Annotated in this window: 3 protein-coding genes; all 3 read right to left on the reverse strand. The window is 35.2% G+C overall.

Features of this window, described 5'->3' with window-relative positions; genetic code table 11:
- Positions 1–545: 545 nt before the first annotated feature.
- On the reverse strand, positions 546–1,403 hold the full coding sequence (locus B9T16_RS27735; RefSeq protein WP_410246293.1) for a group 1 glycosyl transferase: 858 nt from the start codon (positions 1,401–1,403) through the stop codon (positions 546–548).
- Between the two features lie 57 nt (positions 1,404–1,460).
- Positions 1,461–2,369: a class I SAM-dependent methyltransferase gene (locus tag B9T16_RS27740; RefSeq protein ID WP_410246294.1), complete on the reverse strand. Its 909-nt coding sequence runs from the start codon at positions 2,367–2,369 to the stop codon at positions 1,461–1,463.
- Between the two features lie 33 nt (positions 2,370–2,402).
- Positions 2,403–2,581 (reverse strand): HNH endonuclease (locus tag B9T16_RS27745; RefSeq protein ID WP_410246295.1); only part of this gene is annotated, 179 nt, incomplete at its 5' end.

Here is a 2,581-nt window from a genome sequence, read left to right on the forward strand (position 1 = left end):
CAGGTACATCCTGCCACTTGAGAGCCTAAAAGGGGTTTAAACGTTCCGTTTATACGGGCATTCCATCTTTAGATTTGTCCTATCCACCGGGGTACTTTTAAAAGTCTGTGTAGGTGATGTCATGATTACCCTACTTTTCCCCTTGCTCTTTTGAACGCAGCGTATCAACCTGTTTCGCTGCTAAATCATTACGATGGTTCAAGCCGGACATTCGGTTTCCCTAATCATGGATGGTTGGCAGTGGTCGCATTTGGTAGTAGGTTCTACTTCACGCCTTCCGTTCCCCGATTCAATCCTGGGGCTATGATTCCCAAAACTGGGGGTGGCTATCGCCGTTACTCTCAACGCAATTGTTAAGGAATCATTAATATTTCCAGTTTGGCGTTTTGACCTTGAGTTCCCTGCCTTGTTTTGTATATTTCTATACCAAACGTTGGGACATATAAACAGTTATGGGATGGTCAGGGTACGAGTCCCTTATATTTCACCAAGGGGTGAAAGTCCCACTAGGAGGTTATTTCATGCATTGCAGCCTTATTTGACTCCTAAACGTCTCGCACCATGGTTGTAATTTTGGGGCTAGTAATTTGCATACAAGATTTACCTAAAAATGATTTTTTATCACTAGGTAAGGAATTAATATTTAATATTTCTGTGGATTTAAAAAATAAGGAAGTACAATTCTTATAAATATATCCAGGAATTAAACCCCAAAAATCAATTTTTTTATAACCTTCAGAAGCTAGTAATTGAATTGATGAATCATAGCGATGATCGTCTATGTTATCAAAAATCAATAATCCATTTTCTTTGATTTTCCTTAAACTATTTTCTAAACAAAGATTACGGTTAATACCATCAACAATAATTATATCAAAATACTTATTTGGATATTGCAGGATGAAATCAGCATATTTTTGTTCATCTGATTCTAAATTCAATTGTACATTTTCAGGCATTTGTTGATAAATTTGGTTAAACCAACCTTCATCACTTTCAATAGATATTACTTGTTTAACTCTATTTGACCACCATAAAGTAGATTGACCTCCGCCAAATTCAAATACTAGAGAATCACTGTTAATCTTATCTTCTAAAAATTCTATTGCTGGATAAGTATACCAAGGAATAGGTTGATTTTCTGCATTAACTGGTTTACCTTGGAAGAGAGAATTTAACCAACCAGAAACATCTAAATAATTAGTACCTGGAGTTAAATTTCCTGATATCATTGACCAGTTTCCGGATAAGACTAGACAGTGCGCCAATCGAATAGATAAACCTTGCTGTTTCAATTGAGGATTATCTTGTATTATTTCTTGATCTAAATCCGCAGCTTGGTAAAATTGCTGATTATTAAAATCTTGATTTGCTAGATTTAATTTTTCATTAGGATTATTCATATAGACTTGCTTTACTTCCTCAGATATAATTAAGTTGTTTATTTTGTAGTTTATTAATTATTTGCAATTTGGCAATGATTTTAAAGCGACTTCATCTTCATTATTCAAAACGATTCTACCATAAATTTGTTCCAATAAAGACTGCCATTGCCAAGCTGGCAATTCAGGAACTAGGGATATATTCAGATTATCATTGATATCTAAGTCATTTTCCATGAATAAGTTCATGGCTCCACTAGATAAAAACATCTCTGCGTCTTCTCTATCCAATTGCGAAGTGTAAATTACTAAAGTAATTTTTTCGTTTTCTGGATGATTTGCTAAAGCCTTAATTATTTGTTGTAGTTGTAAACTAATTTGCTCTTCTGGTTGATTCCAGTCAGGAAAAATAATATAGTTAATTTGACTAAGATTAAAACTAGATAAATTAGAAATTTCCTGTGAGCTTAAACAAAAGCTGGAAGTTTTCTCAGCGATTGCATAAATCGAACCATCTCTTCGACTTTCAAGGTCAATACTCGGATCAAAATCTCGCAATTTCACATGATCAAATCCTGCTTGAGAGAAAACACATATTAAATTACTTTCATCAAACATATGATAATGATGACCTGCCATGTAAGCAATATAATTTATATAATCTATCGGAGATTTATAATCATACGCAGGTTTGTATTGACAGTATCTTTCCGAATCAAAATTTTCGGGATTAAGGTATGCTTCAATATATATTCGAGAATTAGGTACGCATACTCGAAAAATTCCTCCTTTTTTCAAAATCCGGTAACATTCTTTTAGAATTTCTCCCATTTGGTAAGGGTATAAAAAATGTTCCAAGATATGAGAAGAGTATATTTCAGCAACGCTTTCATCTGGAAAAGGTAGTGGATTTCTTAAATCTAAGATAATATCATAATTTCCAATTAGGGGTCGAAAATGGGGTCGCCTCCATTCCCTCCCATTCAGAACCGTACTTGATAGTTTCCCATCATACGGCTCCTAGTCTGACTGCTCCATTGTTAAGGACACAGCGTTGGCCTTGTCAAGTGCCGTCTTATCGTCGCGGGTGTGGCGGTGTAATAGCTGAAGATTTTTGTATTCATCCTTTCCAGCGAGGCTTCGAGGTACAATGTGGTCTACTTCAATTAGGTCTGATGGGGTAAAGTATTGCCCACACC

It is taken from the genome of Arthrospira sp. PCC 8006 (genome assembly GCF_046480465.1).
GTDB lineage: Bacteria > Cyanobacteriota > Cyanobacteriia > Cyanobacteriales > Microcoleaceae > Limnospira > Limnospira platensis.